Origin of the sequence: Sphingobium phenoxybenzoativorans (assembly GCF_018286635.1) — a bacterium.
Lineage (GTDB): Bacteria > Pseudomonadota > Alphaproteobacteria > Sphingomonadales > Sphingomonadaceae > Sphingobium > Sphingobium phenoxybenzoativorans.
Genome location: NZ_CP073910.1, coordinates 2,422,002 through 2,439,889 on the forward strand (window position 1 = coordinate 2,422,002; position 17,888 = coordinate 2,439,889).

The 17,888-nt window shown below is 65.1% G+C and carries 19 protein-coding genes; 16 read left to right on the forward strand and 3 right to left on the reverse strand.

Going from position 1 to position 17,888, the window contains the following annotated elements; all coding sequences use genetic code 11:
- Nucleotides 1-94 precede the first annotated feature (94 nt).
- The 8 genes from KFK14_RS11820 (at nucleotide 95) to KFK14_RS11855 (ending at nucleotide 6,714) form a co-directional block, all read left to right on the forward strand.
- The gene (locus KFK14_RS11820) at nucleotides 95-3,328 is read left to right on the forward strand and encodes an intermembrane phospholipid transport protein YdbH family protein (protein ID WP_212611131.1); all 3,234 of its coding nucleotides are present in this window, start codon (nucleotides 95-97) and stop codon (nucleotides 3,326-3,328) included.
- Complete coding sequence (locus tag KFK14_RS11825) at nucleotides 3,325-3,513, forward strand: YnbE family lipoprotein (RefSeq protein ID WP_070157994.1); 189 nt, start codon at nucleotides 3,325-3,327, stop codon at nucleotides 3,511-3,513. The genes KFK14_RS11820 and KFK14_RS11825 overlap by 4 nt, the downstream gene beginning before the upstream one ends.
- Entirely contained in the window at nucleotides 3,510-3,908 is a 399-nt protein-coding gene (locus tag KFK14_RS11830) for a YdbL family probable chaperone protein (protein ID WP_070157995.1), read from the forward strand. The genes KFK14_RS11825 and KFK14_RS11830 overlap by 4 nt, the downstream gene beginning before the upstream one ends.
- Nucleotides 3,909-4,070: 162 nt before the next feature.
- Complete coding sequence (locus KFK14_RS11835) at nucleotides 4,071-4,394, forward strand: AtpZ/AtpI family protein (RefSeq protein ID WP_212611132.1); 324 nt, start codon at nucleotides 4,071-4,073, stop codon at nucleotides 4,392-4,394.
- A 39-nt stretch (nucleotides 4,395-4,433) separates the two neighbouring features.
- On the forward strand, nucleotides 4,434-5,219 hold the full coding sequence (locus KFK14_RS11840) for a F0F1 ATP synthase subunit A (protein ID WP_212607772.1): 786 nt from the start codon (nucleotides 4,434-4,436) through the stop codon (nucleotides 5,217-5,219).
- A 46-nt stretch (nucleotides 5,220-5,265) separates the two neighbouring features.
- Complete coding sequence (locus tag KFK14_RS11845) at nucleotides 5,266-5,493, forward strand: F0F1 ATP synthase subunit C (protein WP_070157997.1); 228 nt, start codon at nucleotides 5,266-5,268, stop codon at nucleotides 5,491-5,493.
- Nucleotides 5,494-5,627: 134 nt separating this feature from the next.
- Nucleotides 5,628-6,122, forward strand: coding sequence for a F0F1 ATP synthase subunit B family protein (locus KFK14_RS11850; RefSeq protein WP_212607773.1), 495 nt, complete (start codon nucleotides 5,628-5,630; stop codon nucleotides 6,120-6,122).
- Complete coding sequence (locus KFK14_RS11855; protein WP_212607774.1) at nucleotides 6,115-6,714, forward strand: F0F1 ATP synthase subunit B family protein; 600 nt, start codon at nucleotides 6,115-6,117, stop codon at nucleotides 6,712-6,714. Before KFK14_RS11850 ends, KFK14_RS11855 begins: the two co-directional genes overlap by 8 nt.
- A gap of 105 nt (nucleotides 6,715-6,819) precedes the next feature.
- On the opposite strand, the gene KFK14_RS11860 is transcribed toward KFK14_RS11855, so the two are convergent.
- From KFK14_RS11860 to KFK14_RS11870, 3 genes are all read right to left on the reverse strand, one after another.
- A complete protein-coding gene (locus KFK14_RS11860; RefSeq protein ID WP_070158000.1) occupies nucleotides 6,820-7,704 on the reverse strand; it encodes a bestrophin family protein in 885 nt (294 codons plus the stop codon).
- A 154-nt stretch (nucleotides 7,705-7,858) separates the two neighbouring features.
- Nucleotides 7,859-8,053 carry a hypothetical protein gene (locus KFK14_RS11865; protein ID WP_212607775.1) on the reverse strand — a complete coding sequence of 65 codons (195 nt, stop codon included), beginning with the start codon at nucleotides 8,051-8,053 and terminating at the stop codon, nucleotides 7,859-7,861.
- Between the two features lie 265 nt (nucleotides 8,054-8,318).
- Complete coding sequence (locus tag KFK14_RS11870) at nucleotides 8,319-8,744, reverse strand: VOC family protein (RefSeq protein ID WP_212607776.1); 426 nt, start codon at nucleotides 8,742-8,744, stop codon at nucleotides 8,319-8,321.
- Nucleotides 8,745-8,978: 234 nt separating this feature from the next.
- Between KFK14_RS11870 and uvrC the strand changes: the two genes are divergently transcribed.
- The 8 genes from uvrC (at nucleotide 8,979) to KFK14_RS11910 (ending at nucleotide 17,839) form a co-directional block, all read left to right on the forward strand.
- A complete protein-coding gene (gene uvrC, locus KFK14_RS11875) occupies nucleotides 8,979-10,898 on the forward strand; it encodes an excinuclease ABC subunit UvrC (protein WP_212607777.1) in 1,920 nt (639 codons plus the stop codon).
- Nucleotides 10,899-11,062: 164 nt separating this feature from the next.
- Entirely contained in the window at nucleotides 11,063-12,430 is a 1,368-nt protein-coding gene (locus tag KFK14_RS11880) for an NAD-dependent succinate-semialdehyde dehydrogenase (protein WP_212611133.1), read from the forward strand.
- Between the two features lie 61 nt (nucleotides 12,431-12,491).
- Nucleotides 12,492-13,226, forward strand: coding sequence for a DNA repair protein RecO (recO, locus tag KFK14_RS11885; protein WP_212607778.1), 735 nt, complete (start codon nucleotides 12,492-12,494; stop codon nucleotides 13,224-13,226).
- Nucleotides 13,227-13,364: 138 nt separating this feature from the next.
- Entirely contained in the window at nucleotides 13,365-14,414 is a 1,050-nt protein-coding gene (gene leuB, locus KFK14_RS11890) for a 3-isopropylmalate dehydrogenase (protein WP_212607779.1), read from the forward strand.
- Nucleotides 14,414-15,418, forward strand: a complete 1,005-nt coding sequence (locus KFK14_RS11895; RefSeq protein WP_212607780.1) for a threonine dehydratase — start codon at nucleotides 14,414-14,416, stop codon at nucleotides 15,416-15,418. Before leuB ends, KFK14_RS11895 begins: the two co-directional genes overlap by 1 nt.
- Nucleotides 15,415-16,623 carry a trans-sulfuration enzyme family protein gene (locus tag KFK14_RS11900; protein ID WP_212607781.1) on the forward strand — a complete coding sequence of 403 codons (1,209 nt, stop codon included), beginning with the start codon at nucleotides 15,415-15,417 and terminating at the stop codon, nucleotides 16,621-16,623. Before KFK14_RS11895 ends, KFK14_RS11900 begins: the two co-directional genes overlap by 4 nt.
- Nucleotides 16,624-16,637: 14 nt before the next feature.
- A complete protein-coding gene (gene apaG, locus KFK14_RS11905; RefSeq protein WP_070158085.1) occupies nucleotides 16,638-17,051 on the forward strand; it encodes a Co2+/Mg2+ efflux protein ApaG in 414 nt (137 codons plus the stop codon).
- Nucleotides 17,048-17,839 carry a LysR family transcriptional regulator gene (locus KFK14_RS11910; protein ID WP_212607782.1) on the forward strand — a complete coding sequence of 264 codons (792 nt, stop codon included), beginning with the start codon at nucleotides 17,048-17,050 and terminating at the stop codon, nucleotides 17,837-17,839. The genes apaG and KFK14_RS11910 overlap by 4 nt, the downstream gene beginning before the upstream one ends.
- Nucleotides 17,840-17,888: the final 49 nt, after the last annotated feature.

A 17,888-nucleotide genomic window follows, 5' to 3' on the forward strand; every position in this document is an offset into this window, starting at 1 on the left:
AGAAACGCCCCGCAAGGATATTTCCGTGGCACGGGACGTTGTCGATGCGTTACGGAATGGCATTGCAAGACAGGTACCGGGGTCGGACGCGCGCATGGTCGATGAGGACGGGGACGGTAGGGATGGGGAGAGCGAGGCGACGCATCGCGGCAACCGGACTGCCTGGATCGCCGGCTCGGCCGGCGCGCTGGGCCTTGTCCTGCTTGGGCTTTGGACGCAGCGCGCGCCGATTGCGGAAAATTTCATCGGCCGGGAACTGAACGCCCTCGATGTCCGGGCGCGCTATGATCTCGTGTCCATCGGCCTTCGCACGCACAGGATAGAGAATATCGTGCTGGGCGATCCGGCCCGCCCCGATCTCACCGCCAAATGGGTGGAGGTCGACCTGACGCTCAGCGGCCTGACCCCTGGCGTGGCGGCCGTCCGCGCGGGCGGGGTCCGGCTGCGCGGCCGGGTCCATGACGGCGCGTTGTCGCTTGGCGAGCTGGACAAGTTTCGCGACCCCAAATCCACCGCGCCGTTCAGCCTGCCAAACATGGCCGTCGCGCTTCAGGATGTACGGATGCGTCTGGATACGGACGCGGGGCAGCTCGGCATTCATCTCGATGGCCGGGGCAATCTGCAGGACGGGTTTGCGGGCAAGCTCGCCGCGGTCATGCCCAATGCCCGCTTCGGCGGCTGCGGCGTCGGCGGTGCGACCGCCTATGTCGACGTCACGATGCGCGAGGGCCAGCCAAGGCTGTCCGGCCCGGTGCGCGCCCGTGCGCTGGGCTGCTCGGCGAGCGGCATCGCGCTCGCCGCGCCGCAGGCCGATATGGACGTGACATTCGGCAAGGCGCTGGACCGCTGGACCGGGCATGCAAGCCTTGCCGGATCGGCGCTTCGCGTTCCCGGCCTTGCGGCGTCCCGTCCTTCCGGGCGCGTCCTTTTCGACGGCAGCGCCTACGCCGCGCGTGGGCAGTTCGACCTTGCGTCGGCCGCGTTCAAGGGCGCTGGCGCGACCGCCGCCGCGTCCAGGGCATCGGGATCCTGGTCCTACACCAGCGCGCCGCAGGGGCTGCGCGCACGGGCGGAGGGGATGCTGACCGTCCAGAATGCGGCCTATGGCGGCGATGATCCGGCGGGTTCGCTGCGGCGGCTTGGCGCGGATATGCCCTTTGGCCCGCTGGGCGTGAAGTTCGCCAACGCCGTGCAGGGCATAGGCCGCGAGAACCGGATCAGCACCCGATTCGCTTTGTCCCAGCGCGGCGGGACCGGCGCGCTCATCCTGTCGGACTCCAACCTCGCCAGCCGCAGCGGCGCGCGCATCGCACTGGGGGAGGGCGGCCGCTTCTCCCTGTCCTGGCCGAAGGTCGACTGGGCGCTGGATGGCAGCGCGACGATGGAGGGCGGCGGCCTGCCCAAGGCGGCGTTGCGTCTTTCCAAGCGGCCGGGCGGCGGATTTGGCGGCCAGCTTTTCATGGACCCCTACACGGCGGAGGGCGGCGCCAGCCTCGCGCTCGAACCCGTGCGCTTCACTGCCGGGGGAGGCGGCGTCACCCGCTTTCAGACGGAGGCCCGCCTGGATGGCCCCTTGCCCGGCGGCGGCCTGCGCGGGCTGACCCTGCCCATCGACGGCAGCGTGGACGGGCGCGGCAACCTGCGGGTCAATCCGGCGTGCGCGCCCGTAGCGCTCACCAGCCTCGCCTATGAAAATGTCTCGCTCGGCCGCACCCGGATGACGCTGTGCCCGGCGGACGGCGCGATCCTCGCTTATGGGCCGAATGGCCTGTCCGGCGGCGCATCGGTCCGCGCGCCCTTGCTTGAGGGGCGGCTGGGGCAAAGTCCGCTGCGCCTCTCCGCCGATCTGATCCGCGTCGCCTTCGCCAGACCGGGATTTGAGGCGCGCAACGCCGACCTGCGTATCGGTCCCGCTGATTCGCCGGTGCGCATCACCGCCGCCCAGCTTACCGGACTGGCGGCGGGCGGCGGGATGGGCGGCCAGCTAAGCGGCGGCGCAGGCCGGATCGGCGCGGTGCCGCTGGCGGCCAGCAATTTCTCCGGCCGCTGGGGCTTTGCGAAGGGTGCGCTCACGGTCAATGGCGGCCTGACGCTCAGCGATACCGCCGCGCCGGACCGCTTCAATCCGCTCGACAGCCGCAATTTCCGCCTGACCATGCAGAATGGCCGCATCACGGCAAAGGGAACGCTGGCCGAACCGGCCAGCGGCGCGACGGTCCTGCTCGCCGACATCGTGCATGATCTGGGACCGGGCCGGGGCCATGCCGATCTCGACGTGCCGGGCATCACCTTCTCCCCCACGCTACAGCCGGAGGCGATCACCCGGCTTGCGCTCGGCGTCGTCGCCAATGCCGCCGGCACAGTGTCGGGCAAGGGGCAGGTGCGCTGGAATGGCAATGCCGTCACCAGCGACGGCGTATTTAGAACCGACAAGATGGACCTTGCCGCCGCCTTCGGCCCGGTCAGCGGCCTTTCGGGCGAGATTCGCTTCACTGACCTTGTCGGTCTCGTCACCGCGCCGCATCAGGAAGTGCGCATCGCCAGCGTCAATCCGGGTATCGAGGCGACGGACGGCATCGTCTATTACCGGCTGGAACCGGGGCAGAAGGTGCATATAGAGGGCGGCGCATGGCCCTTTTCCGGCGGCGATCTGAAGCTTTTGCCGACTACGATGGATTTCAGCGCCGATACGGAGCGCTATCTGACCTTCCGGGTCATCGGCCTCGATGCGGGGGCCTTCATTCAGAAGATGGAGCTGGAGAATATCTCCGCGACCGGCACCTTTGACGGCATCATGCCGCTGATCTTCAACATGGACGGCGGCCGGATCGCGGGCGGCGTCCTTGTCGCCCGGCAGGATGGGCTTCCGCCGCTGATCATGCCGGAAGGGGTTCTGCCCTCCATTCCCTGCGATCCGCAGCGCCAGTCCGGCACCCTTTCCTATGTCGGCCCCGTTTCCAACGAGCAGGTCGGCGTTTTCGGCAAGATGGCCTTCGATGCGCTCAAGAATCTCCAGTATAAATGCCTGTCCATCCTGATGGACGGCGCGCTGGACGGAGAAGTCGTGACCAATGTCGTGTTCAACGGCATCAACCGGGGTCAGCCGGAGCAGAAGGGCATCGCCAGCAATTTCCTGGGCCTGCCCTTCCTGTTCAACATCCGCATACAGGCGCCCTTCCGCGGGCTGATGAGCACGGCCAAGTCCTTCGTCGATCCGAGCGGCCTCATCCGCAACAGCGTGGGCGACCAATATCAGGAACAGGTGTTGAAGGGGCTTGCGGTTCAGCCTGCCGAAAGCGACAAAGTGCCATCTGGGGAGCAGAAATGAAGACAGCAGGATATTTTGCGGCCGCCATCGCGGGCCTTTCCTTGGGAGGGTGCATTCAGGTGCGCGCGCCGGACAAGCCGATTGAGATCAACCTCAACGTGAAGGTTCAACAGGAAGTGGTCGTGCGCCTGCAACGCGACGCACAGGATCTGATCCAGAATAACCCGGAGTTGTTCCCGCAATGACACGCAAGTTTATCGCTCTCGCCGCAACCGCCGCCGTCATCGTCGCCGGAGGGCTTGTCCTCACAGCACCCGCGCGCGCCCAGTCCGGCGCTGTCGCGGCCGCCATGGCCGCCGGAACCGTCGGCGAGCAGGCGGACGGCTATCTCGGCATCGTTGGCTCGGTCGGCGCGGACGTGAAGTCGGAAGTGGATTCGATCAACATCAAGCGCCGCGCGGTCTATACCGATCTGGCGTCGAAGCGCGGCGTAACCGTCGCCGATGTGGCCGCCGCCACGGGCTGTCAGACCCTCGCCAGCCGGGTGAAGGACGGGCAGATGTATAAGCTGTCCGGCGGTGGTTGGCAGAAGAAAAGCGGCGCGATCGCGCTGCCGGACTATTGCGCAACCGCTGGCTGATCGCCCGCGATTCCGTCCCGAAATCGGCCTGCCGCACTGTCCTTTTGGCCGGGGTTGGCAGAAGTGTTGACTCGGACACACACCCTTTCTAAACGGGCCGCGCCTTGACGGGTGCAGCCGCACGGGCCATGCCGCCTCCATACGGGAAATGTGGAGAGGATGATGGTCGAGGATGCGCCCGGGGAAGACCCAGTCGGCGAGGACGCGCGGATCAAATCGCTCAGAGAGCGGATTGTCCGGGCCGAGCATGACGAAGCGGTCAGGACCGGAAAGGGGCAGGTGCACGGGGCGGACGAAAGCTATCGCCTTGGCAACCGCGTCCTTGCGGAACTGATCGGCGGTCTTGCCGGCGGCGCGCTGATCGGCTGGTTGCTTGACCGCTGGTTCGGAACGTCCCCCTGGCTCCTGTTGGCGCTCCTCGCTCTGGGGACCATCGCCGCCTTCAGGAACATCATTAGGATTTCGACGAAGCGTCCTGATAAATAAGGGCGCTTTTGTCGCAGTATTGGAAGGCTTGGAGTAAGCGTGGCAGAGGCAGGCAAAATCGACCCGATGCACCAGTTTGCGATCGAGCCTTTGTTCGGCACGGAACATTGGGCGATCGGCGGCTATAATATCGCCTTCACCAACAGCGCGCTGTGGATGGTCATTACTGCCGTCGCGCTCTGGGCTTTCATGCTGCTGGGCATGAAGCGGGAACTGGTTCCCGGCCGCTGGCAGGCCGCTGCGGAAACGATGACCGGGTTCATCGACAATCTGCTGCTCGCCAATGTCGGGCCGGAGGGGAAGCGCTACGTTCCCTACGTATTCTCGCTGTTCATGTTCATCCTGTTCGCGAACCTGCTGGGCCTGCTGCCCCTCGGCCTCGTCGGCAGCCATGCCTTCACCTTCACCAGCCACTTCACCGCCACCGGCGTCCTCGCGATCCTCAGCTTCTCGATCGTCCTGATCGTCGGCTTCGCGCGCCACGGCCTGCACTTCTTCTCGCTGTTCGTGCCGCATGGCACGCCCGTCTGGCTGCTGTGGCTGATCCCCTTCATTGAACTCGTGTCCTTCATGGTTCGCCCGTTCAGCCTTGGCCTGCGACTCTTCGTCGCCATGATGGCCGGCCACATCCTTCTGGAAGTGCTGTCCAGCTTCGTCATCAACAGCGGCAACGCCGGCGCTGGCTGGGGCCTGATGATCGGCGTGCCCAGCTTCATCCTGATGATCGGCATCAGCGCGCTGGAACTGCTGGTCGCCGTGATCCAGGCTTATGTTTTCGCACTTCTGACCTCGCTCTACATCAACGACGCGGTCAATCTTCACTGAGTTTTATTGGTTGTTTTTCAAAGTTTCTTAGAAGGAGTTACGTAAAATGGACGCAGAAGCCGCAAAGCTGATCGGTGCCGGTCTGGCTGCTATCGGTGCCGGCATGGCCGCGCTCGGCGTGGGCAACGTCTTCGGTTCTTTCCTTGAGAGCGCGCTGCGCAATCCGTCGGCCGCCGACGGTCAGCAGGGCCGCCTGTTCATCGGCTTCGCCGCTGCCGAACTTCTCGGCCTGCTGGCGTTCGTTGTGTCGATGATCCTGATCTTCGTCGCCTAAGATCAAACGCATAATCCGTTCGCCCTGAGCGAAGTCGAAGGGTTCGGCCGAGCGTAAGCGAGGCGCCTTCGCTCCGCTCAGGCGGGGACTTCGACAAGCTCAGTCGGAACGGGTTAAGGTATCGCGGAGTTCCAATGCCTCAAATCGCGCAACTTGCTGAAGTATGGTCGTCCCAGATCTTCTGGATGCTGGTGACCTTCGGCTTCGTTTTCTTCGTCGTTGGACGCGGCATGGTGCCAAAGATCCAGTCGACCGTGGAAGCGCGGGACAGCAAGATCGCCGGGGATCTGGAAGCCGCCAAGGCCGCTTTCGCCCGCGGCGACGAGATCGAGGCGGACTATCGCGCTCGTGAGAATGAAAGCCGCGCCGCAGCGCAGGCCCTGGTCGCAGAGGCCAAGGCCAAGGCCGCCAAGGATGCGGAGAAGAAGATCGCGGCGGCCGACGCCAAGATAGCGGACAAGATCGCCGCTGCGGAAGCGGGAATCCGCGCCGCCAGCGCGTCCGCCATGGCGGAGATCGAGGCGGTCGCCGCCGAGGCTGCGCAGGACATGGTGGTCAAGATTTCCGGCGTTCAGCCCACCGCGGCTGCGGCCAAGAAAGCAGTAAAGGCAGCCCTCGCTCATGGCTGAACAACTCGACGCAGGCTCGGCGGAAGTCGCGCACAATCTGGCGCAGGCCGATCATCAGGAAGGGCTTGTCGCTCATGGCGGCGAAACCCATTCGGAGCTGGCGCTTTTCGGGGTCCTGACTCCCGGCGCTCTGGTCAGCGGCGCGATGGCGGTATTCCTCCTGGTGCTGGTGTTCAAGAAGGTGCCTGCCCTGATCGGCAAGGCGCTGGACGGCAAGATCGCCGGCATCCGCGCCCAGCTTGACGAAGCGTCCAAGCTGCGCGCCGAAGCCGAAGCGCTCAAGGCCGAATATGAGAAGAAGCTTTCCGGCGCCGCCGCCGAAGCCGACGCTCTGCGGTCGCGCGCGGAGGAAGAAGCCGCCCAGCTCGTTGACGACGCCAAGACCCGCGCCGCCGCGCTGGTGAAGCGCCACCAGAAGATGGCCGAGGAAAAGATCGCCGCCGCCGAGCGCAGCGCCGTCTCCGACATCCGCGCCAAGGCGGTTCAGGCGGCGACCAGCGCCGCTGCCTCGATCATCGCCGAAACGCATGATGCGAAGGCTGACAAGCTGCTGGTGGATGGCGCCATCAAGGGTCTTGGCCCGGTCGTCTGACCGCCATCCCCGAAGAAACGAAAAAGGCCGCCCGGAATGCCGGAGCGGCCTTTTCTTTTGCTGCCGGTCCGTTTGCTATCGGTCCGGCCGCCTATCTGTCCCGCATCACCACAGCACGCCTCCGGCATCGGGCTTCAACGGTTCGGGCGCGGCTTCGCCAATCGCCTGCAGCAGGTCGATCTCGATCGTGCGGCACATGGCGGTCAGGGGCACGTCATGCGGCGTATTGGCGAAGGGATCGACCAGATCGTCCCCAATGGCCAGCACCGCCAGGAACATCAGCCCCGCCATCGTCGATCCCAGCGGCGTCGCAAAGCCCAGCGTCTCCACCAGTCCGATGGGCAGCAATATGCACAACAGATGCGTGAACAGCGTCGGGAAGAACCGGTAATGGCTCGGCAATGGCGTATTCTTCAGCCGCTCCATGCCGCCCTGCGCATTGGCGATGTCCACCAGCACGCTTTCCATCGACGTTTGCTGGATCGTGTCTATCCAGCCCTTTTCCCGCGCGACATTGATGCGCCGTCCCGTGCCGTCGACAATGCCGTTCGCCACATTGGTCCGCGCCAGCGCGAAATCCGCTTCGCCCCGCGTCAGGAAGCGATGCACTTCGTCATCCGGCTTCTGCCGGCGTAGCTGGCAGCGCAGGGCGTTCACATAGGCGATCTGGCGCAGGACGATGGACCGCTTCAACTCGTCGGCTTCGTCGGGCAGGAAGTTGCGCGCCTGCCGGGCGAGGCTGCGGCTGGCGTTGATCATCAGTCCCCACAGACCGCGCGCCTCCCACCAGCGCTGATAGGCCGAGTTGCTGCGAAAACCCAGAAACAGGACCAGGGCCGATCCGAACAGGGTCAGCGGCAGGGAAGGGGCCGTGAACGGCAGCACATAATAGGTGACGGTTACGAATACGTCCCACACGAAAAGCAGGGCCAGCGGCTTCCATACTTCCCGGATAATCTGTTTGAAACTTGGTGCGGCGGTAATGATCATAGGCCCTCTGGGTCATGGACGCGCTCGTCAAACGACGAACGGCGGAAATGTTCCTGAAACAGCAGCCGTTGTCAGGCTATTCTGTACCCTCCGGCATCCTCTCCCTCTCATGACGGCCGGCTTTATGCGGTCCGTGGCGGCATGCCTGCGCCGCTTATTTATGTGGGGCGAAGTTGGACGCCTTGGACATGGCGGCGGCGGTGCCGGACGCCGGGCGCAGGCTGAACCATTCGGGGTGATCGATCGCGATCAGGAACGCCAATATGCCCAGACCGAATGACAGCAGCATCAGCGATCCCACTATCGTTTCCAATTTGCTCTTGCCTCTCTCATCGTCGAATTGACCCATGCATAGTCTCCTCTGTTGGGGGAGCGCCTATGTAGGTTCGGCCAAAGCGAATATATGTTAGCCTATTGTGAGGTGTGATTGCTGCAACGCAACGTAATGGAGAGTTATAAAATTGCGACGATAAATCACCGGTTATTCAATATATTGTAGGAAATTATCAGCATATTCGTCGCGAACATGTCTGCTGCAATTCGCAACCGCAATAATTTTAAAGGCTTGATTGCTGCCTTGCGTGGAACAGGGCGCTTGATGCGCGCAAGGCGCGTCAGCCCGGCCGGAATTGCAGCGATCCATCGCCGTCCTGATGCAGAAACTGGCTCCAGCATATCTCCCAGCTATTGCCTTCGGGGTCGGCGACATATCCCGAATAGACGCCGAAATCCCGCTCGCGCACAGGACTTGTCTCTGTCGCGCCAGCGTTCAGCGCCTTTTGAAAAGCGGCATCGACTTCCGCCTTGCTGGACAGGAACATCGCCAGGCTGACATTGCCCTGGGGCGTCGCGGAAACGCCTCTCTCGGCCTCCAGATAGGGCAGGGGCAGGAACACGAGTACTGTCCCGCCAAGCCTGTATTGCACCTGATTGTCGTCGGCTGGCGTCCAGGGCGTCCAGCCAAGCCCATCCTCATAGAAACGGCGAAGCGCGCCAATATCCTTGGCCCCGGCCATCACCATGCCCAACATCTGCTTCATCGACACTCTCCCCAATCCACGCCTATGCCCATTTCTATGCCTACGGTCATTTCACATGCCATTGGAATGTGAAATGGCCATCGCGATCAGGGACGCGGGGATCGCCATGGATACGCTGCTCGACAATCCGGCGTAGGGGAGAGGCGAACGGCTTCCGTCCCGCCCGATGGCCAAACCGTCCCCGCCGCCATTCCCGGCCTTTGCTTTCCCGCTCCCGCGCTCTATCTCCCCACCATGTCCCGCCCCCAATCTCCAGACCGTTTCAACGAGGATCAGGCGACCTATGCCGTGCGCGGCGCGGGCCAGCCGGACATCGACGCCGGTGTCGAAGCCATCCGTAACGTCCTGAAAACCCTTCCCGCGCGCCCCGGCGTCTACCGCATGCAGGACGCGCGCGGCGACGTGCTCTATGTCGGCAAGGCCCGCGCCCTCCGCAACCGGGTCACCAATTATACGCAGGTCGACCGCCTGCCGAAGCGGCTGCAGCGCATGGTGGCCCAGACCCGATCGATGACCATCGTCACGACCAATAATGAGGCGGAGGCGCTGCTGCTGGAGGCGCAGCTCATCAAGCGGTTCCGGCCCGCCTATAATGTGCTGCTGCGCGACGACAAAAGCTTCCCCTTCATCCTGCTGCGGGAGGATCACGCCTTCCCCCGCATTCAGAAGCATCGCGGCGCGCGCAAGGCGAAGGGACGCTATTATGGTCCCTTCGCCAGCGCCGGGTCTGTCACCCGCACGATCAATGCGCTGCAGAAGCTGTTCCTGCTGAGAAGCTGCACCGACAGCTTCTTCGCCAACCGCTCCCGTCCCTGCCTGCTCTATCAGATCAAGCGCTGCTCCGCCCCCTGCGTCGGCCGCATAGAGGACGCCGCCTATGGTGAACTGGTGCAGGATGCGCAGGATTTCCTCGGCGGCAAATCGACCAAGGTGCAGCAGAAGCTGGGGCAGGCGATGCAGGCGGCGTCCGACGCGATGGATTTCGAGCAGGCCGCCGTCATCCGGGACCGGCTGAAGGCTTTGACCTTCATTCAGGGGTCGCAGGCGATCAATGCGGAGGGACTGGGCGACGCCGACCTGTTCGCCCTCGCGTCGAAGAACGGCGCGATGTGCATTCAGGCGTTCTTCATTCGCGGCGGCCAGAATTGGGGCCATCGCAGCTTCTTCCCCGTCCACACGGCGGAGGTCGCGGAGGATGAGGTGCTGGCCAGCTTCATGGCGCAATTTTACGAGGAAGTGCCGCCGCCGCGCCTGATCCTCGCCGACCGCGCGCCCGCCGAATGCGACCTGATGGCCGAGGCGCTGACGGAACGGATCGGCGTCAAGGTGCGGATAGAGGTGCCCCAGCGCGGCGAGCGGATGAAGCTGATCCGTCAGGCGCAGCGCAACGCCGTGGAGGCGCTGGACCGCCGCCTCGCCGAATCCACGACGCAGACCAGGGTGCTGAACGATATGGTCGACGTCTTTGGGCTGGACGGCGTGCCGGACCGGATAGAGGTCTATGACAACAGCCATATCCAGGGGACCAACGCGCTGGGGGCCATGGTCGTCGCCGGGCCGGAGGGCTTCCGCAAGAACGCCTACCGGAAATTCAACATCAAGCGGCCCGAAACCATCGCCGGGGACGATTTCGGCATGATGCGCGAAGTGTTCGAACGCAGATTCGCTCGCGCCAAGGATGAGGACCCGGACCGCGACAGCGGCGAATGGCCGGATCTTGTGCTGATCGACGGCGGCAAGGGTCAGCTCAACGCCGCACGCGCCGTGCTGGAAAATCTCGGCATAGAGGATGTCTGCATGATCGGCATCGCCAAGGGACCGCATCATGGCCGCGACGGGCGGGAAGTGTTCCACCTGATGGACGGGCGGGAGATCAGCCTGCCGGTCAATGATCCGGTGCTGTTCTACATGCAGCGCCTGCGCGACGAGGTGCACCGCTTCGCCATCGGCGCGCACCGGCAGAAGCGCAGCAAGGCGATCACCGTCAGTTCGCTGGACGAGGTGCCCGGCATCGGTCCCGCCCGCAAGAAGGCGCTGCTGATGCATTTCGGCACCGCCAAGGCCGTGAAGGGCGCAACGCTGGAGGATCTGCAAAAGGCCCCCGGCGTCTCCACCCAGGTCGCCCAGACGGTCTATGACTATTTTCATGGCTAGGGGATCGGGCGGGCTGAGCCAGCGTTTGAAAACCAATCCCTTCTCCGTTCGGGCTGAGCCTGTCGAAGCCTTGACCTGAGCGAAGCGAAGGCGCCTCGCTATGCTCGGCAGCCCCCTTCGACTTCGCTCAGGGTGAACGGTTATATGAGTGTGTCTGAGGAAAACTGATGAAAAGCATAAACCCCGCCACCGGCGAACAGATCGCCACCCATGCCGAACTCGACGCCGCCGGGATCGCCACGAAACTCGACCGCGCCTCCGCCGCCTTTGACCATTGGCGCACTGTCGATGTCGCGGACCGCGCTGCGCTGCTCGTCAGGATCGCCGACGCCTATGAGGCGAACAAGGACCGGCTCGCCCGCATGGCGACGTTGGAAATGGGCAAGACGCTGAAATCCGCCGTGGCGGAGGTCGACAAATGCATCGCCGCCTTCCGCTATTATGCGAAGGCCGGTCCGGCCATGCTGGACAGCAACGCTATTCCGCTTGCGTCGGGCGGCTCCGCGACCGTCACCTGGCTGCCCATAGGCCCTGTGCTGGCGGTCATGCCCTGGAACTTCCCCTATTGGCAGGTCGTCCGTTTCCTCGCTCCGGCGCTGCTGGTCGGCAATACCGGCCTCCTGAAGCACGCCAGCAATGTGCAGGGCTGCGCTGCGCTGATGGAGGAGATGGTCCTGGCCGCCGGCGGGGCGGAGGGCCTGTTCCAGAACCTTCCCATCCGGTCCGACGCCGTGGCCGCCATCATCGCCGACGATCGCGTCGCCGCCGTCACCCTGACCGGCAGCGAGGGCGCGGGCAAGGCGGTCGCCGAGCAGGCGGGCAGGGCGCTCAAGAAGGTCGTGCTGGAACTGGGCGGGTCGGACCCGTTCATCGTCATGCCCTCGGCCGATCTCGACAAGGCGGCGGAGCAGGCCGTCACCGCCCGCATCCAGAATAGCGGCCAGTCCTGCATCTGCGCCAAGCGGATGATCGTCCATACCGCCGTCTATGACGCCTTCCTGGAGAAATTCTCCGCCCGGATGCAGGCGGTAAAGACCGGCGATCCCCTGGACCCGGTCACAGGCATGGGTCCGCTCTCCAGCGCGGAGCAGCGCGATACCGTGCTGGGCCAGCTTGCCGAGGCGGAGAAGGCCGGGGCGAAGCTGCTGCTCGGCGGAGAACCGCTCCCCGGTCCCGGCGCTTATCTCTCACCGGGCATCCTGACGGACGTCCCGCTCGACAGCCCCTTCATGGAGGAGGAGATTTTCGGCCCCGTCGCCATGCTGTTCCGCGCCGCCGACATTGACGAGGCGATACGGATCGCCAACGCCATCCCCTTCGGCCTCGGCTCCTCTGTCTGGACGCAGGATGAAGGCGAGAAGGCCCGCTTCGTCCGCGACATCGCCGCCGGAATGACGGCGGTGAACCAGATGCTCGCCTCCGCGCCGGAAGCGCCCTTCGGCGGCATCAAGCGCTCCGGCCACGGCCGCGAACTTGGCCCCTATGGCGTCCATGAATTTATGAACCTCAAGACGGTCTATTCCGGCGCCTGATATTACGCCTGACATGGCGCGCGCGATGGCGCCGGGGCCGGGGAGGCTGTAAGCACCTCCCATGCCCGCTTTGCTCACAGAGGCGATTGTCTGCGCCGTCCGCCCGCATGGGGAGCATGGCGCCATCGCCCGCCTGATGACGCCGGACAACGGCCTGACGGCGGGCTATGTGCGCGGCGGCCGCTCCCGCCGCATCCGGCCCGTCCTGTCCCCCGCCAATCTGGTGCAGGCCGAGTTCCGCGCCCGCACGGAGACCCAGCTCGCCGGCCTGACCGTGGAACTGATCCACAGCCGCGCGCCTTTGCTCTCCGAACCGCTCCCCGCCGCCGCGATCGACTGGACCTGCGCCTTCACGGCCGCCGCGCTGCCGGAGGAGAATGGCTATCCCGCCGTCTATCAGGCGCTGTCCGGCGTCCTCGCCGCCATCGAAGCTGCTCCCGCCGCCCGCGGCTGGGCAACGGCGCTGGTGCGCTATGAGTTGCTCGTCCTCACCGAACTGGGTTTCGGCCTGGACCTTTCCGCCTGCGTGGCATCCGGCGCGACGCAGGAGCTGGTCTATGTCAGCCCGAAAAGCGCCGCCGCGGTCAGCCGCCGCGCGGCGGAGGGCTATGAAACCCGCCTCCTGCCGCTCCCCTCCTTCCTCTCCACGGCAGATCCCGCCGACTGGAGCGCCATCCTGGACGGCTTCCGCCTCACCGGCCATTTCCTGGAGCGCAATATCCTCACCGACCGCCGCGCCGATGTTCTCGCGGCGCGGGAACGGCTGATCGACCGTCTCAAAAGAGCGGTTGCGTGAGCGTTCCGATTCCTGCATTCGCGCGCCGGTAAATCACACCCGTTCGCCCTGAGCTTGTCGAAGGGCTGCCCTTTCTTCCTTAGAAGCGCAGGGCTTCGACAAGCTCAGCCCGAACGGATTTTCAAGGAGCGCGCAGGCATGTTGGTAGCATTGTTTCCCGGTGACGGCATCGGCCCGGAAGTCATCGCGCAGGCGCGGCGCGTGCTGGACGCCCTCAAAATCGACGGATTGACCTATGAGGAAGGGCTTGTCGGCGGCGTCGCCTACAAGGCGACCGGCCATCCGCTGCCGCCCGAAACCCTGGACATCGCGCGCCGCGCCGACGCCATCCTGTTCGGCGCCGTGGGCGATTTCGACTGCGATTCGCTCGAACGCCGCCTTCGCCCGGAGCAGGCGATCCTGGGTCTGCGGAAGGAACTGACGCTTTTTTCCAACCTGCGTCCTGCAAAGATGTTTCCCGAATTGTCGGAAGCTTCCACGCTCCGCCCTGAAATCGCCGCCGCCATCGACCTGATGATCGTGCGCGAACTGAACGGGGACGTCTATTTCGGCGAGAAGGGCCTGCGCACCACCGCGACCGGTCTGCGCGAGGGCTATGACATCATGTCCTATAATGAGGATGAGGTGCGCCGCATCGCCCATAGCGCCTTCCGCACCGCGCGGGCGCGCCGGGGCAAGCTCTGCTCGGTGGACAAGGCGAACGTGCTCGACACGTCGCAGCTCTGGCGCGACGTGGTGATCGAGACGGCGAAGGAGTATCCCGACGTCGCGCTCACCCACATGTATGTCGACAATGCCGCCATGCAGCTCGTCCGCAACCCCGCCCAGTTCGACGTCATCGTTACCGGCAACCTGTTCGGCGATATCCTGTCGGATCAGGCGAGCATGTGCGTCGGCTCCATCGGCATGCTGGCCTCCGCCTCGCTCGATGCGAACGGCAAGGGGCTGTATGAGCCGATCCACGGCAGCGCCCCCGACATCGCCGGCCAGGGTAAGGCCAATCCGCTGGCAACGGTCCTGTCCGCCGCAATGATGCTCCGCTACTCGCTCGGCATGGCCGCGCAGGCCGACCGGATCGAGGCGGCCGTTGCCAAGGCCCTCGCCGGCGGCGCGCGCAGCCCCGACCTCGGCGGCTCGCTGACGACCGCCCAAATGGGAGATGCCGTGCTGGCGGCACTTGGAGACTGATGGACGATTTTACCCTGACTTCGCTGCGCGCGGCCGCCGATCTGGTGCATGCGCAGGTTCCGCCCACCCCCCAATATGCCTGGCCGCTGCTGGCCGCGCGCACGGGATGCGAAGTCTGGGTAAAGCATGAAAACCATACGCCCACCGGCGCGTTCAAGGTGCGCGGCGCGATCACCTATATCGACTGGCTGACCCGCGCCCACCCGGAGGTGCGCGGCATCATCACCGCCACGCGCGGCAATCATGGCCAGGCGCAGGTGCGCGCCGCGACCGCCGCCGGGATCAGCGCGACGATCATCGTGCCCCACGGCAATGCGCTGGAAAAGAACGCCGCCATGCGCGCGTTCGGCGCCACCCTGATCGAACATGGCCAGGATTTCGACAGCGCGAAGGCGGAGGCGATGTCCCGCGCCGCGCAATATGGCCTTTACATGGTCCCCGCCTATCATGATCAGCTCGTGCGCGGCGTCGCCAGTTACGGGCTGGAGCTGTTCGATGCCGTGCCGGACCTCGATACCGTTTATGTCCCCGTCGGCTGCGGATCGGGCCTGTGCGGCACGATTGCGGCGCGCGACGCGCTGGGCCTCAGGACGAAGGTGGTCGGCGTCGTCTCCGCCCATGTCGACGGCGCGAAACAATCCTTTGAGCAGGGCCGCCTGGTCGGCACCGAGTCCGCCTGGACCTTTGCCGATGGCGTCGCCGTCTGCACCCCGGTTCAGGCCGCGCTCGACTATTTCGGTCCGCGCGCCGACCGCTTCGTGGCCGTCACCGACGATGAGGTTGCGGAGGCGGTGCGCATCTACTGGCAGGACACCCATAATCTGGCGGAGGGGGCAGGGGCCGTCGCGCTCGCCGCCTTGATACAGGAAAAAGAGGCGATGCGCGGCAAGAAGGTTGCAGTCATCCTGTCTGGCGGTAATTGCGACATGACGCAGGCGGCGGAAATATTGGCGGGGGGCACGCCGGACGTCCGGCCCGCCCATCTACGGACGAAGGCATCATGAAAAGACGGACTGGACAGGACAAGAGCATCACCGCCAACTGGCGGCCCGCGACCCTTGCGGTGCGCGGCGGCACGGCGCGGTCGGAATGGGGCGAAACGTCGGAGGCGCTGTTCCTGACCTCCGGCTATGCCTATGACTGCGCGGAGGATGCGGCCGCCCGTTTCGCCGGCGAACAGCAGGGCATGACCTACAGCCGCCTGCAGAACCCGACCGTGGAGATGCTGGAAAAGCGCATCGCCCTTCTGGAAGGGGCGGAGGCATGCCGCGCCACCGCCACCGGCATGGCGGCGATGACCGCCGCTCTCCTGTGCCAGTTGTCGCAGGGCGATCATGTCGTCGCCGCAAAGGCCGCTTTCGGCTCCTGCCGCTGGCTGACCGACACGCTGTTCCCGCGCTTCGGCATAGAGGTGACGACCATCCACGCCCATGACACCGATGCATGGGAAAAGGCGGTGCGCCCGAATACGAAGGTTTTCTTCTTCGAAACCCCCGCCAACCCGACGATGGATCTGGTGGATCTGGAGGCGGTCTGCGGCATCGCGAAGAAGCATGGGATCACCTCGGTTGTCGACAACGCCTTCGCCACGCCCTCGCTGCAGCGGCCGATGGATTATGGCGCCGATGTCGTCGCCTATAGCGCGACCAAGATGATGGACGGGCAGGGCAGGGTGCTCGCGGGCGCGATCTGCGGCACGGAGAAGTTCATCACCGAAACCCTGTTGCCCTTCCATCGCAACACCGGCCCGACGCTCAGCCCGTTCAACGCCTGGGTGGTGCTGAAGGGGTTGGAGACGCTCGACCTGCGCATCCGCCGCCAGAGCGAAAGCGCGCTGAAGGTCGCGACATTCCTGGAAGGACGCTTGCCCAAGGTCCTGTATCCGGGTCTCGCCAGCCATCCCCAGCATGCGCTGGCCGCAAAGCAGATGGTCGCCGCCGGTCCCATCTTCTCCATCTACACCGGTGGCGGACGGAAGGAGGCGCACGGGCTTTTGAATGGCCTCAACCTCATCGACATCAGCAACAATATCGGCGACTCGCGCTCGCTGATGACGCACCCGGCGTCGACCACCCATTATGGCATGGCGGCCGAGGCCCGGCTGGAAGTCGGCATCACCGAGGACATGCTGCGTCTCAACGTGGGACTGGAAGATGTGGACGATCTGATCGAGGACCTTGATCGGGCCTTGACCGGGATCGGTCTCTAGTCGATTTTCACTGGATGACTCCGAAGGCCATCAGCGGATTCTTCCCTTTCTCTGCAACCACGCGCGGCATCACTGTGCGCGTGTCGGTCAGCTTTTTGCCGGAACAGTCGGAACCGGACCGGGGCCGCTGGTTCTGGGCCTATCATATCCGCATCGAGAATGAGGGGCCGGAGCCGGTTCAGCTTCTCACCCGCCGCTGGCTGATCACGGACGGGCGCGGCGTGCAGCATCGTGTCGAGGGGGAGGGCGTGGTTGGCGAGCAGCCTGTCGTCCAGCCCGGCAAATCCTATGATTATGTCTCCGGCTGCCCGCTGGCGACGCCCACCGGGGCGATGCAGGGCAGCTATCATATGGTCGGATCGCTGGGCGAAACCTTCGACGTCGCCATTCCCCGCTTCTCTCTCATCGCACCGGCTGTCGCGGAATGAAGCGCACCCATTTGCCGTTGAACGGCCTGCGCGTGCTTGACGCCGCTGCAAGGCATCTGTCCTTCACCCGCGCCGCTGACGAACTGGCCGTGACGCCCGCCGCCGTCGGGCAGCAGATTCGCGCGCTGGAGGATATGCTGGGCGTCGTCCTGTTCCGCCGCACGCCCAAGGGGCTGGAGATGACGCCGGAGACGGAGGCGGGACTGGAGGCGCTGCGCGGCGGCTTCCTGATGTTCGAGGAATCGGTGCGCGCGATGCAGGCGGGGCAATCCAGCCTGTCGCTGACGATCGCCGCCCCGCGCGACATCACCGCCAAATGGCTGCAGACGCGCCTTGCCGCCTATGCCGCGGGCGTGCCCGAACTGTCCTTTTCGCTCGTCGCCGCCGATGAGGCGCTGGACTTCACGGAGGCAAATCTCGATCTCGCCCTGCGCCTGACCGATGGCCCCGGCGAGCATGAGGGGATCAGGATCGGCGACGCCGCCTTCGTCACGGTGGAGGCGCCCAATGGCGGCCCGGAGACCCGCATCGACTGGCCCGGATGCCCTGCTGGCACATTGCCCACCGTCATGCGCGTCGCCGATGGTGGGCTTGCAATAGAGGCGGCCGCCAACGGCTTTGGTCAGGCGTCCGTCCCGGCGCTCCTCGCCGCTCGCGACATTGCGGAAGGGAGGGTGCGCCCGGTTGGGGACGCCCGCCCATCCGAGCGCAGCTACTGGCTGATCGCCCCCTTGCCCCAATGGCGCCAGAAAAAGGTGAAGGCGCTGGTCGAGGCGCTGACGGCCTGACGCCGCTCAGCATTAAAAGAGCCAGAATGGGCATATTTACATCGCGTTA